The sequence below is a fragment of the Wolbachia endosymbiont of Trichogramma kaykai genome (assembly GCF_045765165.1).
Lineage (GTDB): Bacteria > Pseudomonadota > Alphaproteobacteria > Rickettsiales > Anaplasmataceae > Wolbachia.
This window is the reverse complement of the sequence record NZ_JBJJXK010000002.1, coordinates 23,408-40,772: the sequence shown is the minus strand read 5'-3', so window position 1 is coordinate 40,772 and position 17,365 is coordinate 23,408. Positions and strand designations below refer to the sequence as shown.

At 34.7% G+C, this 17,365-nt stretch carries 14 protein-coding genes and 3 pseudogenes; 4 read left to right on the top strand and 13 right to left on the bottom strand.

Going from position 1 to position 17,365, the window contains the following annotated elements; translation table 11 throughout:
• Positions 1–33: 33 nt before the first annotated feature.
• The 7 genes and pseudogenes from wTKK_RS01015 to uvrA all read right to left on the bottom strand — a co-directional run bounded on the left by wTKK_RS01015 (position 34) and on the right by uvrA (position 6,650).
• Positions 34–411 carry a transposase gene (locus wTKK_RS01015; protein WP_458695409.1) on the bottom strand — a complete coding sequence of 126 codons (378 nt, stop codon included), beginning with the start codon at positions 409–411 and terminating at the stop codon, positions 34–36.
• A gap of 98 nt (positions 412–509) precedes the next feature.
• Positions 510–1,832, bottom strand: a complete 1,323-nt coding sequence (locus wTKK_RS01010) for an AAA family ATPase (protein ID WP_407511595.1) — start codon at positions 1,830–1,832, stop codon at positions 510–512.
• A gap of 347 nt (positions 1,833–2,179) precedes the next feature.
• Positions 2,180–2,533 (bottom strand): hypothetical protein, encoded by a 354-nt coding sequence (locus tag wTKK_RS01005; protein ID WP_407511594.1) that lies wholly within the window; start codon positions 2,531–2,533, stop codon positions 2,180–2,182.
• Positions 2,534–2,584 (bottom strand): annotated as a pseudogene (locus wTKK_RS01000) (hypothetical protein); the annotation flags it as partial. It lies immediately after the preceding gene.
• Positions 2,585–2,586: 2 nt separating this feature from the next.
• Positions 2,587–3,009, bottom strand: a complete 423-nt coding sequence (locus tag wTKK_RS00995; protein ID WP_407511593.1) for an ankyrin repeat domain-containing protein — start codon at positions 3,007–3,009, stop codon at positions 2,587–2,589.
• A gap of 258 nt (positions 3,010–3,267) precedes the next feature.
• Positions 3,268–3,785: pseudogene (locus wTKK_RS00990) on the bottom strand (ComF family protein); the annotation flags it as partial.
• Between the two features lie 51 nt (positions 3,786–3,836).
• Positions 3,837–6,650 carry an excinuclease ABC subunit UvrA gene (gene uvrA, locus wTKK_RS00985; RefSeq protein WP_407511592.1) on the bottom strand — a complete coding sequence of 938 codons (2,814 nt, stop codon included), beginning with the start codon at positions 6,648–6,650 and terminating at the stop codon, positions 3,837–3,839.
• Between the two features lie 325 nt (positions 6,651–6,975).
• On the opposite strand from uvrA, the gene wTKK_RS00980 reads away from it, so the two are divergent.
• Complete coding sequence (locus tag wTKK_RS00980) at positions 6,976–8,313, top strand: ankyrin repeat domain-containing protein (protein WP_407511591.1); 1,338 nt, start codon at positions 6,976–6,978, stop codon at positions 8,311–8,313.
• 60 nt (positions 8,314–8,373) lie between these two features.
• Positions 8,374–9,372 (top strand): pyruvate dehydrogenase complex E1 component subunit beta, encoded by a 999-nt coding sequence (locus wTKK_RS00975; RefSeq protein ID WP_407511590.1) that lies wholly within the window; start codon positions 8,374–8,376, stop codon positions 9,370–9,372.
• A 2-nt stretch (positions 9,373–9,374) separates the two neighbouring features.
• On the opposite strand, the pseudogene wTKK_RS00970 reads toward wTKK_RS00975, so the two are convergent.
• Positions 9,375–9,732 (bottom strand): annotated as a pseudogene (locus tag wTKK_RS00970) (TrbC/VirB2 family protein).
• A gap of 198 nt (positions 9,733–9,930) precedes the next feature.
• Between wTKK_RS00970 and lepB the strand changes: the two are divergent.
• Positions 9,931–10,716: a signal peptidase I gene (gene lepB, locus wTKK_RS00965; RefSeq protein WP_407511589.1), complete on the top strand. Its 786-nt coding sequence runs from the start codon at positions 9,931–9,933 to the stop codon at positions 10,714–10,716.
• A gap of 3 nt (positions 10,717–10,719) precedes the next feature.
• Here the strand turns inward: lepB and wTKK_RS00960 are convergent, their stop codons facing one another.
• The 4 genes from wTKK_RS00960 to iscU are packed head-to-tail and all read right to left on the bottom strand — an operon-like array spanning position 10,720 to position 13,825.
• The gene (locus wTKK_RS00960) at positions 10,720–12,621 is read right to left on the bottom strand and encodes an Hsp70 family protein (RefSeq protein ID WP_407511588.1); all 1,902 of its coding nucleotides are present in this window, start codon (positions 12,619–12,621) and stop codon (positions 10,720–10,722) included.
• The gene (locus wTKK_RS00955) at positions 12,599–13,057 is read right to left on the bottom strand and encodes an iron-sulfur cluster co-chaperone HscB C-terminal domain-containing protein (protein WP_407511587.1); all 459 of its coding nucleotides are present in this window, start codon (positions 13,055–13,057) and stop codon (positions 12,599–12,601) included. The genes wTKK_RS00960 and wTKK_RS00955 overlap by 23 nt, the downstream gene beginning before the upstream one ends.
• Entirely contained in the window at positions 13,050–13,436 is a 387-nt protein-coding gene (locus wTKK_RS00950) for a HesB/IscA family protein (protein ID WP_407511586.1), read from the bottom strand. Before wTKK_RS00950 ends, wTKK_RS00955 begins: the two co-directional genes overlap by 8 nt.
• A gap of 5 nt (positions 13,437–13,441) precedes the next feature.
• On the bottom strand, positions 13,442–13,825 hold the full coding sequence (gene iscU, locus wTKK_RS00945) for a Fe-S cluster assembly scaffold IscU (RefSeq protein ID WP_007302620.1): 384 nt from the start codon (positions 13,823–13,825) through the stop codon (positions 13,442–13,444).
• Between the two features lie 177 nt (positions 13,826–14,002).
• On the opposite strand from iscU, the gene ftsY reads away from it, so the two are divergent.
• Complete coding sequence (ftsY, locus tag wTKK_RS00940) at positions 14,003–14,914, top strand: signal recognition particle-docking protein FtsY (RefSeq protein WP_407511585.1); 912 nt, start codon at positions 14,003–14,005, stop codon at positions 14,912–14,914.
• Positions 14,915–16,002: 1,088 nt separating this feature from the next.
• Here the strand turns inward: ftsY and radA are convergent.
• On the bottom strand, positions 16,003–17,346 hold the full coding sequence (radA, locus tag wTKK_RS00935; protein ID WP_407511730.1) for a DNA repair protein RadA: 1,344 nt from the start codon (positions 17,344–17,346) through the stop codon (positions 16,003–16,005).
• Between the last annotated feature and the right edge of the window lie 19 nt (positions 17,347–17,365).

Below are 17,365 nucleotides of genomic sequence, written 5' to 3'. Positions count from 1 at the left end.
CACTCTTCGGATAATAGGTAACGTGGAATAAATTCATGAAGCTATCTCAAATTTAGCCATGCCTATATCAGTAAATTTGTTAAGCAAATAACACTTGAGTAGCAGTTCTCTCTCACGATTAACCTCAGATTTGTTTCTAAAACTAAACCCAAATGTTTGCTTCAGTCGCGAGAAAAAACTTTCTATATAAGATCTCTTCCCATAATTTATCTCTTTTTTCCACCTCTTCATACCATCTTCATCATATGACTTTATGAGCTTGATTGTAGAATTTCTCTCATCCATATAATCCAACTTTGGATGCTCTATTGCATTATTTTGCGGAGGAATCCTTCTCTTTATGTCAAGCTCATCGCACAGTTTGTATAACTTCTTTCGATTATATGCCCTGTCTACATATAGTGTGCTTATATTATATTTAACATCAATCCTTGCAATAAGATCACATGCTCCATAGTGGTCAGAATAAACTCAGCCACTGTATTTTGCTGCTATAACTTTTTTGCTACCTATCTTAGCATTGCATGCAGTTTTCTTGTTTGCTCATAGCGTCGATATTCTCTTTGTTCCTCGATTTCCTGCTTACTTCCTTGAGAAGATACATCACTCAATGAAGAGCTTACTGATGAACGTCTAGATAAGCTTCCAGATGATAGCCTTATATCCTCGTTTTTAGTTTTTCCTTTACTATGTTTCTTATCTCGCTCATCTTTTATGTTATGCTCCTTTTTGAAATTTTTACAGAAAGTACGAAAATATTTTATTTCGCCTTCCTTTTCTGTAGTTTCGTTTATTTTATTGATTAAGCAAATCAGATTTGCCATTGCGAATCCCTTACTAGCCTGTACAAGAATTTTCATATCGCTATCTTTTAATTTTTCGAGCCGTTCTTGTAATATTTTTTGACGTGTATCGTCTTTATCCAGCCCAGGAACCTCAATACACTCCAAACGACCACCCCTAATAAGCGCAGGATCTAAATGATTCTTATGATTAGTTGCAGCAACTACCGTTATATTTTTTGAGGATAAAAACTCTCCATCCAATTTAGTGAGTAAATGAGTTAAAGGTCCTGCATTTTCAGTGGAAGTGCGCTTTTTGCCAATGCCGTCAATCTCATCTATAAAAATTATACACGGACTGTTTGCCTCTGCTTTCTCAAAAACCCGATCTATATTTGATTGATTAGACAAGCAAGATACAAAAACATATATAAACGCAAACAGAGATTTAGTTTGATTTGCAATTGCCTTACTAATGCTAGTCTTACCAGTTCCTGGTGGACCGTACAAGAGATATCCTCTGCCTTGTAACTTACAAATCCCTTTCAATTTTTCTTTTATGTCATTTGATAATACAATATCACTAAGTGTTGTGTTCCACCCTCTTTCTTCACCTTTTGCATAAAATTCCATACTCAACTTTTCTTCTACTTCATCTATTGCAGTACTATTAATTAACTGTGCAGAAAGGTCACCAACCACTTTTTCTAACCCCTCCACTTTATCTTTCGTTACAAAACTATCTGAAATTCTCTCGATTTTTTTTTCTAGATCACTAAGCTTCTTTTTATTTTCTTTAGCCTCTTCATTCTCTAATTCTTCTTTACTTGACTCTTTATTTAGCTCTTTGACTTCAGCTTTCGAGTTTTCTTGAGATTTTTTACTTTGTTTAATCATTTTATATGAAAACACAATTACTACTGCAGAAAGCGCAAATAAAATAAAAATAACAGGGGGAGCTATATTTAAAGCTGGAACTACAGATGTAATTAATGTAAGAGAAGCAATAGCACCAGCTATAAAAAAAGGTATATTAGATCTACTAGACATATTTTAGCTTATAAACAGTGAATTTATAAATAACACATTTAAAGAGTACAAGCTTTTCATAATAAAGCAAGACCAACTAAAGATATAAACCAAGGTGTCCTCAATCAATCTATAATCGAGGTATTATGCAGTATTAAGATATAAGATGGTATGTTGTATTTTTAATTAAGTGTTCTTTTTCTTCCATTTTAGGGTGCTGGAATGATAGATGCTATGATAAGAAATTCAGCAACTTAAAGTAGGTAATTAAAGCCTCTAATTAAGATCTAAATCTATAGTTATTATAAGCAACACTAAAGAAGTGTGGAAGTAAAAAGTTACGAAAGAGCATTATGTATACTTATGCTTTATAGATCTACACTTTGCCATCCTTCTGTTAAGCTTTGCCTCCCTTCCATTACGTTTTGTCGCTCTTGTATTTCTTTTATTTCGTTATCGAATTTTGACATTAGATATTTAGCATAACCAGATGTTAATGCTGTTGATGCAGATACAGCTATTGCTGCCGCGACAGATGTTAATGTAATTTCCATTGTCTCGGTTATAAAAAGCGTCGATGTTACAACATTCCCTAACATGGCAACTAAGCCACCAACAACTACACTACCTTGAACTACTTTATTTTTTAAAAACCCTTTTATACTCTCTACCGTATCTTCTTGGTGATTTATAATGGCATAATACAAAGGATTTTCCTGCAAACTATCTTTTTCATAAACATCTGCACCTCTGTATAGTAGAGCATCTACTATCTCTAAATAGCCATTTTAGCAGCATAATGCAAAGGAGTACTACCACCTCTGTCTTTTACATTAATATCTGCACCTGTTTTTAGTAGAGCATTTACTACACCTACACATCGACTATAAACGGCATGCTGCAAAGCAGTCTCTCTATTTTCACCTTCTACATGAACATCCACATGCCTATCTAATAAAACATTCACTAAATCCTTACAGCCAGCCGCTGCAGCTGCAATTAATAATGTAAATTCGGCATCAGGATCACTTTGGATGAATCTATGATTTATACTAAAATTTTTATTTTCCCACTCTTGATACGCTATTGTATCTTCCCTTCGCAATACTCCTTTTATTTTATTAATTACGTTATCTTTATTTACACTTGCATCTTTATCAATTGCACTTAATATCTTTTTCAGATTTTCACAATCCATCTTTACCTCCTATAACTTTACGTTGCAGTTACTACACAATTACAAACAAAAGTAAACACATCTTTGGAAATTACTTAGAAAAAGAATCCATTAAAAAAGTCAGTGATTTGCAATAAATAACTGATCCATTTAATTGAAAGAAATATGTGATGTAACTATAGTCATTATAAACAACAATAGAAAAAACACGGAAGTAAAAATTTATATTGATCTTATCATATTTATTATTAGCATAATTATAAACATGGGAAAGCAAATAAGTGAAAGACCAGCTTGAGGTACAGTGTGACGAGTACGTTTTATTGCAAATGGTGTATAAGATAAGTAAGATAACTTACTTAATTCCCTCGCGAGCATGCTTCTTGATTATATTTACGTTTAAATAAGCGTATTTTATGTAGCGTTATGGGAATTATGACCTCTGCATTTTGAAACATGTCTTTGTTAGCTTTGTACATCTACTGTGCGTAGACTTTCATGTAGTTTAAGTTATCAAAAAATTTAAATTTATAATCATATTTTTGGTATGTTCATCGTAGGCAAAAACTGGTCTTAATACTTTAAATGGTGAAGGGTTACTGATGCGTCCACCACATGTATCAATGTTATCTGGAATTACTATACCACAAACATTACAGTAATGCTTAGTTAAAAAATTGATTTTTTTATTGCATTCACTACATAAATCATAACTTTTATCAATTATACGTTCACAACTTACGCATACGTTTGGAAATATGAGATCTGTAGCTTTTTTTTAATAAGACAAGATTCATGAATTAAATATGTTAGGTATACCTTTCAAAATGCTCCTCATAACATAATTATTAAGAAATAGTCGATACTTGATCCAATAAATATGTTTTAAGATACTTGCCTGTAACGCTTTTTGGAGTATGTGCAACTTTTTCTGGAGTTCCTACAGCAACCACTTCGCCACCTTTTACTCCACCCTCTGGACCAATATCTATTATGTAATCAGCAGTTTTTATAACATGTAAATTGTGCTCAATAACTATAACAGTATTTCCTAAATCAACTAGCCTATGGAGTATTTTCAGTAAATTATTTACATCTTCAAAATGTAACCCAGTTGTTGGCTCATCGAGAATATACAATGTTTTTCCGGTAAATCGCTTTGATAGTTCCTTAGACAGCTTTATTCGTTGTGCTTCACCCCCGGACAACGTTGTTGACGACTGTCCAAGCGTTATATAACCAAGCCCTACTTCCTGTAAAGAAGTCAACTTTTCCTTTATAATTGGAAGATTTTCAAAAAAGTCACATGCTTGATCTATTGTCATACCAAGCACATCAGAAATTGATTTTCCCTTGTAAGTAACTTCCAATGTTTCTCGGTTATACCTCTGTCCTCTACATTGCTCACATTTCACATAAACGTCCGGCAGGAAATGCATCTCGATCTTTAAATGCCCATCACCTTTACAAGCTTCACATCTTCCTCCCTTGGTATTAAATGAAAATCGTCCTATATTGTAACCTCGTGCCTTCGACTCTGGGAGACCTGCAAACCAATTTCTGATGTGAGTAAACACACCAACATATGTTGCTGGATTTGATGCCGGGGTCCTACCAATTGGTGACTGATCAACTTCTATAATTTTATCTATATACTCAAGTCCTTCTATTTTATCGCATTTACCATGCTTTGCAGATGAATGATTTATCTTCTGTGCTGAGTATTTATATAGTGTTTCTATTACTAAACTTGATTTTCCTCCTCCTGATATTCCAGTAACACAAATAAGATTCCCTATAGGAAATTCAACATTTATATTTTTTAAGTTATTCTCACATGCGTTAACTACCTTTATGAACTGAGTTGTTTGCTTTCTTCTTTTTGAAATTGAAATTTCCTTCTTTCCACTTAAATACTGTCCTGTTATGCTCTCTGAATTTTTTTGTACCTGATGTGGTGTTCCTTCTGCAACGATTTTTCCTCCATTCACTCCAGCTCCAGGACCAATATCAATCACATAATCAGCAGCCATTATTGTGTCTTCATCATGTTCAACAACAATCACAGTATTACCCATGTCTCTCAGATTTCTAAGTGTGGCAATTAATCGATCATTATCACATTGATGAAGGCCAATTGAGGGTTCGTCAAGCACGTATAGCACTCCTGTTAAACCAGAACCAATTTGCGAAGCAAGCCTAATCCTCTGGCTTTCACCACCAGAGAGAGTGCTAGATTCACGGTCAAGTGTAAGGTAATTTAGCCCTACATTCTTTAAAAATGTCAGCCTTTTGATTATTTCGTTTAATATTTTATTTGAAATTTGCCTTTGTTGTTCTGTAAGTTTATCTGATAAATCTCCAAACCACTTAAGGGATTCATCGATGCTGAGCCTTGATATTTCACCTATATGTTTTTCGTCAATTTTCACTGTAAGTGCTTCTTTTCTCAATCTATATCCAGCACATTCTTTGCAGTCAGTAACAGAACAATACCTATCAATAAGTGATGCATCGTAATCCATCTGGCGTTCTAGGATACTGACCAAACCTTGAAATTTCATTTCTCTAGAGCCAAAAAGTATTAAATCCTTCACTTTTTGGTCTATATTCTTCCACGGAACATCAAGGCTAAATTTGCAATTTTCAGCCAGTGATAGAATTGCATTTTTTAGCAATCCATAGTTTGTATGCACTTGACGGAATATTGATCCAATTGGCTTTAAAGCACCTTCAGATATCGAGAGCGTTTCATCTGGCACTATTAGCTTTGCATCAACACTTAGTTTTTTACCGAGCCCATTGCATGAACTGCATGCACCGTAGGGGCTGTTAAAAGAAAACAATCTTGGCTCTATTTCTGCAAGAGTAAAGCCAGACTCAGGACATGCAAAATTCTCTGAGAAAGTTAAAGTTTGACCATTTTTATACTTGGAATTGTGGTTATCAGGTAAGTTCACTATTTCTGCATACATTAAGCCATGGCCCAGACTCAATGCTGATTCTACACTGCTTGGTAGTCGATTTCCTATATCATCTGATATGGATATTCTATCTGCAATAGCAAAAATATCATGTTTCTTGTTTTTATCGAGTTTAGGCAAGTCATCTATATTGTATGTTTCACCATCTATTTTTAGTCTCACGTAACCCTGCTTTTTAATTTCCAATATCTCTTTAAAGTGCTCTCCTTTTCTGCCACGCACAATAGGAGCAAGTATATATATTTTAGTTTCTAAAGGTAATGCTATAATAGTATCTACAATTTGAGATACAGCCTGTTTCGTTATTGGCAACCCAGTTATAGGTGAATAAGGTATTCCTACTCGTGCATATATCAAACGTACATAATAGTAAATTTCAGTAACGGTTCCAACGGTTGATCTTGGATTTTTTGAGATCGACTTTTGATTAATTGATATTGCAGGAGAGAGGCCTGTGATTGACTCAACATCTGGTTTATCTTGAATATTAAGAAATTGACGTGCATAAGCCGATAGACTTTCGACGTATCGGCGTTGGCCTTCTGCATAAATAGTATCGAATGCGAGGCTAGACTTACCAGAACCACTTAGTCCAGTTATAACAACTAACTTATTTTTTGGTATATTGACATCAATACCCTGCAAATTATGCTCTCTTGCACCTTTAACTCTGATCATACTTCATGTACCTTTGACCATTACAGCCTCAAAATACATAAACTCACAACAATTTTCTACTAATTTTTTCAACTATTACGGAAAACGAGATAGCACAACTAGTGCAAAACATTTTGCCACACAACTATATAAATATCTGTTTTCGCCAAGTTAGTTCGTACAACAAATGGTTTCATAAAAGTATGTTTTCTACAATCTCATCAAAAACATGCTTACCAATTTTTGGAAACAGGAAATTTTATTTTATATAAAATATAGAATTTTGATAAATTTAACTTTTTTGTGAGATTATGCGGCTGTAAAAATAAATTTAGAGGAAAAGTTTATGGCAATAGAGAAGGAGAAGTTTTTTGAAATAATAAATGAGGTAAGTAAAAGTAGCGATTTGGATGAAGATAATTTACTTGAAAAAATAAAGAATGAGTTAAAAGGAAAAGATGAAGGAGAGTACAACAAGTTTAGTAAAAATTTTAGTAAAGAACATCAATTTAGTATAAAAATTTCAGAAGAAGCTTCAGAAGATTGGACGTTGTTACATCTTGCTACAGCATGCAACAATCTTTTGATAGCGGAATTTCTAATGAAAAAGAAAGCAAGTGTTAGCGCTAGAGTAAAAGATGGATCTAGAAATGATGGAATAACTGCTTTGCATATTGCTGCTTCTTGTGGACATGAAAGCATGGTAAAACAACTACTAAGTGATGATCGAGTGAATCCTTCATTAAAAAGTAAAAATAAGACTCCAAGGGAGGTGGTAGGTAATACAGAAAATAAGGAAGCGATAGTACAAATGTTAGAGGAGGCAGAAGAAAATCATTCGCGAAAGAAGATAAGAGGCTTTCACATCCAAGTTGGAGAAGGAAGTTGTAACCACTCATCTCAGAATGATAATATAACTCGAGTCAGTTCATTTGTGAATGGAATTACTAGATTAGGAAATGATAGAGAAAAATCAATAGCAGTGGAAATACAAATGTGGAATGAAAGAAGGAAAGACAATAATGATAATATTCAGAGTGAGCAAATCGCTTCTCATTCTATTACTGGTGAAAGTTTTAGTAGTGACGACAGCGTTCTAGAGTATGAGGCTACATTTGATACTTCTTTCTGCTCTCAAATAAGTAAGGACGGAGCAGCTAATGAAGTTAATGACCAAATTTTAGAAAGTCTGCAACCTCAAATTCAGTTGCAAGATAGGCAAATTCGGAAGTTAGAAAAGCCAGGTAAAGAATTAAAACATGTTGAGAAAGAACTAGAAAAATTAAAGAGTGACTTAGCTGGACATGAGAATAGGTTAGAAGTACTTGATAAACTCAGTGAAGATAATCAATCACTAAAACAACAAATACAAGATCCAAAAAGTAAAAATACAACACTTAATAGTGAATTAAGCAAAACCAAAGCAAATAAAGTATTACTAGAAAAAACAGAAAAAGCACAACTGTCTTTCTTAAAAATTGCTTCTGTAAACTTTGCAATCATGTTGACAGTAGGTGTTGCCTTTAGTGTAGCCTGCCAATTACCAATTCTATTGATGATTGCAACTTCTGTGATGTCTTCATTGATAGTCGGTGGAGTTACATACGCACTATTACCGCAACCTAGTGAATTAAAAGAAGTAAGTATTCAATGCTCAATGCAACATGATGCTTGTAAAACTTAACTTGTGTGCTTCCTGGTAATTTTGATATAGTTATTTCAGTTGAAATTTACAGATTTACAAATGGCAAGCTTAAGTGTAAGAGAAGCGTTATGCGCAGCAATCAGAGAAGAAATGCAAAATGACCCTGATGTATTTATCATGGGTGAAGAAGTTGCAGAGTATGATGGTGCTTATAAAGTAACAAAAGGATTACTGAAAGAGTTCGGAGAAAATAGGGTAGTTGATACACCTATTACCGAACATGGATTTGCTGGTCTTGCTGTTGGAGCAGCGTTTGCTGGGCTCAAACCTATTGTTGAGTTTATGACTTTTAATTTTTCTATGCAAGCTATTGACCAAATTGTGAATTCCGCAACAAAAACAAATTATATGTCAGGTGGACAACTTGGATGCCCTATAGTGTTTCGTGGACCAAATGGAGCTGCAGCAAGAGTTGCCGCACAACATTCTCAGTGCTTTGCATCTTGGTATTCGCATGTTCCAGGTTTGAAAGTAATAACACCTTACTTTGCATCTGATTGCAGAGGTCTGCTTAAAGCTGCAATTCGTGATCCTAATCCAGTAATATTTCTAGAAAACGAGATCGCTTATGGGCATGAACATGAGATTCCTGATTCTGAGCTATCAAATAAAGATTATCTACTTGAGATAGGCAAAGCTGCTGTTATACGGGAAGGAAAGGATGTAACTATCACTGCTTTTTCATTAAAACTAATGGATGCGTTAAATGCAGCAGATTTACTCTCTAGTGAAGGAATAGAAGCTGAAGTTATCGACCTCAGAACCTTAAGACCACTTGACACTGAAACAGTTATTAACTCTATTAAGAAGACCAATAGATTAGTAAGCATAGAAGAGGGTTGGCCATTTGCAGGAATAGGAGCAGAACTCTCAGCCATGGTTATGGAACAAGGATTTGACTACCTTGACGCTCCGGTTGTACGGGTAACCGGCAAGGATGTCCCCTTACCTTATGCTGCAAGCCTAGAAAAGAAAGCATTACCACAAGTCGAAGATATAGTTGAAGCTGTGCACCAAGTCTGCTTTAGAAAGAAATAGTCCTATTGACTCTTTTTTTTATCTCCTGTTCCACATTCTTCCATAAAGGAAGGATCTGTAGAGTTTATACCACCCATTACTTTTATGACAATAGTTTTAGCGCCAAAAAACACAGCGCAAATACACCGAGGGCGAAAAGAGCAGGCCACGGCATTCTACCAAATATTGCAAGTAAAGCTGCTCCTATTATCACTACGGTCATAAGCGGTCCACCTATTCACCACACGTAGCCAATAATATTACATATTACTTGAGAAGTTGTATCGTCATTAGAGTTAGCAGCACTTCCAACATGAGAAAAAGAAATAAATAATACTATAAGTAGAATACAAAAAAAACCCTTCTAATTGTAGGGTTCATCCCTATACCTTAAGTTTAAATATTACAATTATATCTAAAATGTATAATTTTCAGTAAAACTAGCATTGTGATTTATACAATATTGCATAGCAAATGATGTCTATTGGTTATCAATCACTGTCAATTATTTGAGAGCTTATTTCGACTTTCGAAAAAGAGCAATAACACCCATGAGTAAAATTTCACATTACCACTTTTATGTGTTATGATAAGCTCAAATTTATAAAGAAAATAAAATTGAAAGAATTAAGAGAGAACCGGATAGCAAGAACGAGAAAGTTTTTATCTTCACTGTTTTTTTTGCTACTAATTGCGCTATCAATACGTAGTTTTTTATTTGAGCCATTTCATATTCCTTCTGGTTCAATGAAAAGCACTCTACTTGAGGGAGATTATATTTTTACTAGTAAATATTCATATGGTTATAGCAAACACTCTTTTCCATTTTCTCCAAACATCTTTAGCGGTAGAATCTTTTATACCCCTCCGGAGCGTGGTGATATAATAGTTTTCAAGCCTACAAGAAATGATAGCATTAGATTTGTTAAGCGGGTAATAGGAATACCGGGCGATAAAGTGCAAATGATAGAGGGGGAGTTATATTTAAATGATCAGAAAGTAAAGCGAAGACAAATTGAATTTTTTTTTGATTATGAGTCAAAGCGTAATATAGCAAGATACATCGAAACACTCCCGAGCGGCAAGGAGCATGAAATTCTAATAGATAATCTTTCTAATAAGTTATCATACAATACTCCAGTTTATTATGTGCCTGATGATCAATTTTTTGTTATGGGAGACAATAGAAATAATTCTTATGATAGCAGGTTTTCTGAAATTGGGTTCATACCAACTGAAAATATAGTTGGGCGCGTAAGCATGGTTGGTTTATCGTTGAAGTTAGACAAAGTTGATTGGTTACCGTTTGATTTTAGGTTACCTACTGCTCTGAGATTTGACAGGGTACTTCACAAAGTTTTATGAACTCTATCTGTCTGCTGATTCGCATAACTCTAGAGCAGAGTTTTCTAACTCAGAGATAGCATTATTAATGTTGTCTAAGTCATTTTCCTGTAAAGCGTCTTTTGCATTCTGTAGTAAAATTTTTAACTTTTGCTCAATGGAAACATTCTCAATTAGATGTATGAGCTTGTTACCGTTAATTTTAGCCTCTGCAAGGGAACGAGCCTTCATGTCTTCATCAAAGTTACTTACTGACTGATTGACCATGTCTTGAATATCTTCTTCACTTAAGCCAGAGCTTGAATTTATTTCAACTGTCTGTTCGACTCCAGTAGTTTTTTCTCTTGCAGTGACAGTCAATATTCCATCAATGCTAACTGTAAACCCTATTTCAACTTTTGCAGAACCTGCAGGCAATTGTGGTATACCTTTGAGTTCAAATCGTGCTAGAGATTTATTATCTTTTATCATTTCACGTTCTCCTTGACAAACGTGAATTTTCATTGCCGTTTGCCCGTTAGCGTAAGTTGTAAACTCTTTTATTTCTGAAACTGGTAGTGGTGTATTTCTTGGTATAATTTTTTCAACTATTCCCCCCATAGTTTCTATGCCAAGTGATAAAGGCAGCACATCAAGGAGAATATTCCTATCTTTTGAGTTTGAAGTTAAATAATGAGCCTGCAAAGCTGCCCCACTGGCAACTGCTTTGTCCGGATCCACATCATTCAGCACTTTATTGCCAAAGAGTTTGATGAGTGAATTTTGCACTAATGGCACTCTAGTTGCGCCACCAACTAAAATTACCCCTTTTATATCATCGATTTTAAGATCTATGTTGCTTATAGTATGAGTAACTATATTTATAGTCTTATTAACTAAAGGACTGATTGCGTGCTCGAATTCTTCTTTGGTAATTTTGCACTTAAATAATTCACCATTGATGCTTAATTCAAAAGTGCCAGAGTTATCTTCACTTAGGTACTCTTTTATAGCACGTATATTGCAGATACCAGTTTTAGTGTATGAATGTTGTAATTTGTAGGTAGTTGTATCAGATGGTGTCATCCCAGTGCTTGACACTGGAATCCAGTTCTTATTATATAACTTTCTGGTGTGTTCACTTGCAATCAAACTTTCTGGATCCCAGTGTCGGAGCACTGGGATGACACTAGAGCATTTTTTATTTAAACCTACCTGTTCTCTATACTTTTCAAGCACGATTAAACTAAGTAGATGATCAAAATCATCACCACCAAGTTTAGTATCACCACCAACTGCAAGAACTTGAAACACTCCTTGATGTAATTTTAATATTGAAATGTCAAATGTTCCACCACCGAGGTCATAAACTGCATATATGCCACTGTTATTGTTCTTTTCAATGGAATAAGAAAGTGCTGCAGCAGTTGGTTCATTAATGAGGCGAAGAACATCTATGCCAGCTAATTTTGCTGCATATTTGGTTGCGTTACGTGCTGAATCATCAAAATAAGCTGGTACAGTAATCACTGCTTTGTTAACTGTCATCCCTGTGAATTTTTTTACCCTCTTGCATAGAGTTTTTAGTATCTCAGCAGAGATCTCAATAGGAGTGAGATACTTTTCTTCTGAGCATTTTAACCTAATAACTTTTTCACTTTCGTTATCCATTTCACAATTGATACCTTCTTTATGCAAGTCTTTAACACTTTTACCCATTAAGCGTTTTATAGAGCAGATAGCGTTTTCGCCAACATCGTAGCCTACTTTTAGTACATCCTTTTCATATGAAATGACAGAAGGTAATAGTTCACGACCTTGCTCATCTTTAAATATTTCTACATTGCCAGCTTTATTTACCATGGCAATTAAAGAGTTAGTAGTTCCAAGATCTATACCAAAAACTACCTGATTTGAACTTGGTTCAGAAATTTGAACTGGCCGCATTTTCCTTTATCTCCTCAAATGACTTATATAAATATCTCAATCTAAAAACTTGCGTAGCAGCTTCATCAAAATTTTTTGTAGCAAAAGCATTAATTAGGTTTTTAGTACAATCTTTTACCTTTTCATCAATCATCCTACTTGCAAATTGCAAATCATCGCAGTCTAGAAAGTATTCTCTTATTTCCATTGATTCATTTAACATTTCAGGATCAAGATGCTCTTTTTTGCTTTGTACGTCAAAAAGATCCAACAAATGTTCAGCACGCTTTAGCGGTGACTTCAGTACCTGATAAGCTTTGTTGATATTTTCCATATTTTTGGACTCTCTTTCATTTATATCAGTTTTGCTTAGCTCAATATATTTTTTCTCCAGCTCATCAAAGCTGATGTTAAAAGCCGGTTCAATTCCAAATAATGTGAAATGGTTGCTAGACATGAAAACTCTCTCCACAACCACATTTTCCTTTCTCATTAGGATTTTTAAAAATAAAACCTGATGAGAATTTTTCCTCTACATAATCCATTTCAGATCCAAGGATAAACATGATAGATTTCGGATCGATCAGCACCTTGACTTTTTGATCATCACTGCATCTTTCTTCAATTACCGACTCCAAAGGACGAACATCATATGCATATTCAATATCATATTTTAAACCAGAGCATCCTTTTTGCTTAATTAGAACTCTTATTCCTATTGCTTCTTCAAGGTTAGCATGCTTCTTTTTGTCCAATAAAAACCTTACCCTCTCTATTGCATTTGCAGTTAGAGTGATAGGTTTTTTAACAGAATTTACTCCTTGAAATTCACTCATATTCCTCAATGTTTTTGTTTATTTTGATAATCATGAATAGCAGCTTTTATAGCATCCTCAGCAAGTACTGAACAGTGTATCTTTACTGGCGGCAAAGACAATTCTTCCACTATCTGAGTATTCTTTATCTTTGTTACATTCTCAATAGTTTTTCCTTTGATCATTTCTGTAAGCAAAGAACTTGAAGCTATAGCAGAACCACAACCAAAAGTTTTAAATTTTGCGTCTTCAATAACACCTTTATCGTTAACCTTTATTTGCAGTTTCATTACATCTCCGCATGATGGCGCACCAACTAAACCAGTACCAACATTTGGATCATTTTTATCCAGAGAACCAACATTCCTTGGATTTTCGTAATGATCTAAAATTTTCTCATTATAACTCATAGATTACCCGTAAACCATTACTTGCATTATAACATATTTAGGTTAAAAACTAAAGTAAAATACACTAGCAAGCGGTACATTTTACTCACAAAATATATAGGTTACGAGTGTATTTACTTTACAAATACATATAGTGCATGTCATTCTTTATATGGTAATTTTAAGAAGGAGTATTTCTTGAGTTTATTCAGCAATCTTTATCAAGGACTATTAAAAACCTCCTCCCGTTTTAGTGATGGAGTAAAAAATATTTTTTCTGGCAAAAAAAAATTAGATCAGTCGCTTTTAGATGATCTGGAAGAGCTTCTGATTAGCATGGATATAGGTCATAAAACTTCTAGGTTGCTTATTGATAAGCTCGCAAGTATCAAATTTGAATCAGAAGTTGAACATAACATTATCACACAGCAGTTAATGAGCGAAATAGAAACAATATTAAACCCTGTTATGCAGCCACTCATTTTGAATAAAGAACCACACATAGTAATGGTATGCGGAGTGAATGGTAATGGAAAAACTACAACTATAGGTAAACTTGCCTATAAATATAAGGAAAAAGGAAAATCCGTTATGCTTGTTGCGTGCGACACATTCAGAGCTGCTGCGAGTGAGCAATTAAATATTTGGGCAGAACGTTCTGATTGCTCTATTGTTACTGGAGAGCACGGTAGCGATTCTGCAAGTGTGGCATACAGAGCTGTAAATCAAGCGATAAAAGATAGCGTTGATGTTGTTTTAATTGATACAGCAGGAAGGCTACAAAACAATGTAAATCTCATGCAAGAGCTGTCAAAAATACATAGAACGATAAAGAAATTGGATGATACTGCCCCTCATGATGTTATTTTAGTTCTTGATGCCACTACTGGCCAAAATGCTTATAGCCAATTAGAGGCCTTTAGTAAAATGGTTGGTGTTACCGGGTTAATTGTAACAAAGCTAGATGGTACTGCCAAAGGTGGAGTAGTGATTGGGCTTGCAGAAGCTTATAAGGTGAAATTACACGCTATAGGAATTGGTGAAAGTATAGAAGACCTGAGGGAATTTACTGGCAAAGAGTTTGCTGAAGCGCTGTTTAAATGTAATTGAAGATCTCTTTAATTTTCTCATATGACCAAGCTTAATTATCATGAGAAGCCGTTTTTAGGTGGTATCATTCCAGTACTTCCTATTTGAGTGGCCTTTTCTTTTCATCCCAGTCTGGGATCCAGATTGCAAGTGAGTTGGGTGAGCCGTTATAGATAGCTAACGTATAAAAATTACTTCCGCATATTTTCAATCTCATTATAATTACAAACAGAGATATTTTAAGAGCTCAAAATCTATCTTTAGTCTGCAGACTTTTCAATCAAACTTGTTAAAAATGTATTCTTCAGTATATGTCTGTCGTATGTGCACTGCATTTTTTCCTAACTCTTTTTTATACAGGAGGATTTTATGTCCAGAATTCCAGATACTTGATCTTTACTTTAGCCAACAAAAATCAATGGGCGCCCATGGTTCTTATAAAGAAAGTATAAGAAAAAATATTTTAGAGAATATGAAATAAGGATCTAATATGTTTTGTGGGCAACCAAAAACCACTTCAGCTTGTCACTCATTCCTAAAAAGGAATTATATTAATGTAATATTGATACTTGTATACCAACATAAATATATTTTTAAAATTTAAGGAGTATATTATGACAATGTCTACCACAAATTAGTGAGAAATTAGCAGCTAGCGCAAAAAGTCTCTTTGATGAGAGCGAAAAATTATTGCTTACAGAAGAGGAAATACACAATCAAGATTTAATGTATATTTAATCACAAAAAAAGAAGATATTCTACATCTTCTTTTTTTATGCGATAATTAGCTACTTGTTTTCGTATTCGTCCAGACAAGGTAGTCATGAGTAAAAACAGCAAATGGTCAGTGCGTGAAACTTGAATCCAGCTAATTTGGTAAACACTTTACAGTGTTTTTGATGACGAAAAGACTGGATGCCAGTGTCTGGGCACTGGCATGACAGGAGTGTGAGATAAGGCTACATATATACTCCAACAGGTATGATGGTGTCATTCCAGTGCTTGACACTGGAATCCAGAAAAAAGAAGCCTATGTCACCTACTCAGATGAAATTACGGAATCTGGGATAACATCCTTCCCACAAGCAAAATGTTCATGCGGATAGTATTTAACTGTGATTGAAGACCTCTTTTAACTCTTTTATATGACCAAGCTTAATTATCTCAATATCATGAGAAGAATAATTGCCATTTTTAGGCATAATCGCTTTTTTGAATCCTAATTTCTGTGCTTCTTTTAGTCTGAGATCAGCATGCGAAACGTTTCTAATTTCTCCTGAAAGTGCAACTTCACCGCAGATTATTGAAGAAGTTGGTAGCGGTAAATTTACTAAACTTGAAATAAGGGAGGCAGCAACAGCAAGATCAGCTGATGGTTCCTGTATTTTGAGTCCTCCCGCAATGTTTAGGTATACTTCTTTATCATGCAAAAACATTTTACAACGAGCACTTAGAACCGCGATTATCATAGCTAATCTATTAATATCCCAACCAACTACTGCTCTTCTTGGAGTTGCCATATTAGTCCTTGCTATTAATGCTTGCACTTCCATTAAGATTGGTCTTGAGCCTTCAACTCCTGCAAATACGGCGCTGCCAACTACTTCTCTATCATGTGCGGTCAAGAATAATGATGATGGATTATCAACAGGCATGAGTCCTGCTTTATACATCTCAAAAACACCAATTTCATTTGCAGGGCCAAATCTATTTTTAATAGTACGTAAAATGCGATATTGATTACTATTTTCACCCTCAAAATATAGTACTGTATCTACCATATGCTCCAGGGTTTTAGGTCCCGCTATTTGTCCATCTTTCGTTATATGGCCAACTATTAAGAGAGAAACAACATATTGCTTTGCAAGAACAGTCAATTCATGAGCGCAGATACGGACTTGAGTTACAGTTCCTGGTGCTGATGTGACTTTGCTATCATACATAGTTTGTATAGAATCAATTATCAAGAACTTAATACTTTTATTTTTCCTTATTGTTGCTACTACATCAGTTAAAGATACTGTAGATAAAAGCTTAATTTTAGGTTCATTTATCTTAAGACGCTTTGCTCTGAGGCTCACTTGCTCTAAAGATTCCTCGCCAGATACATAAAGACATTCAAAAGAGGAAAGTTGTACAACATTAGCTGCAATCCTAAGCAAAAGAGTAGATTTTCCAATTCCAGGTTCACCACCAATTAAAATGCTAGCACCTTGAACGATACCTCCACCAAAAACTCTATCTAACTCTTCTATTCCCGTTAAAAAACGATCGGGGGTAATAATTTCACTATCTGATAACGCTTTTATTGAAATTGGTGCAGATGTACTTCTCGTTTCTGTTTTTAGTACTATTTCTTCGACAACCGTATCCCAACTGTCACATGCAATACACCTTCCTACCCACCTTCCAGTGCTATAACCGCAGAATTGACATACGTATGCAGTTTTCATAAAAGCCAAATTATAATTG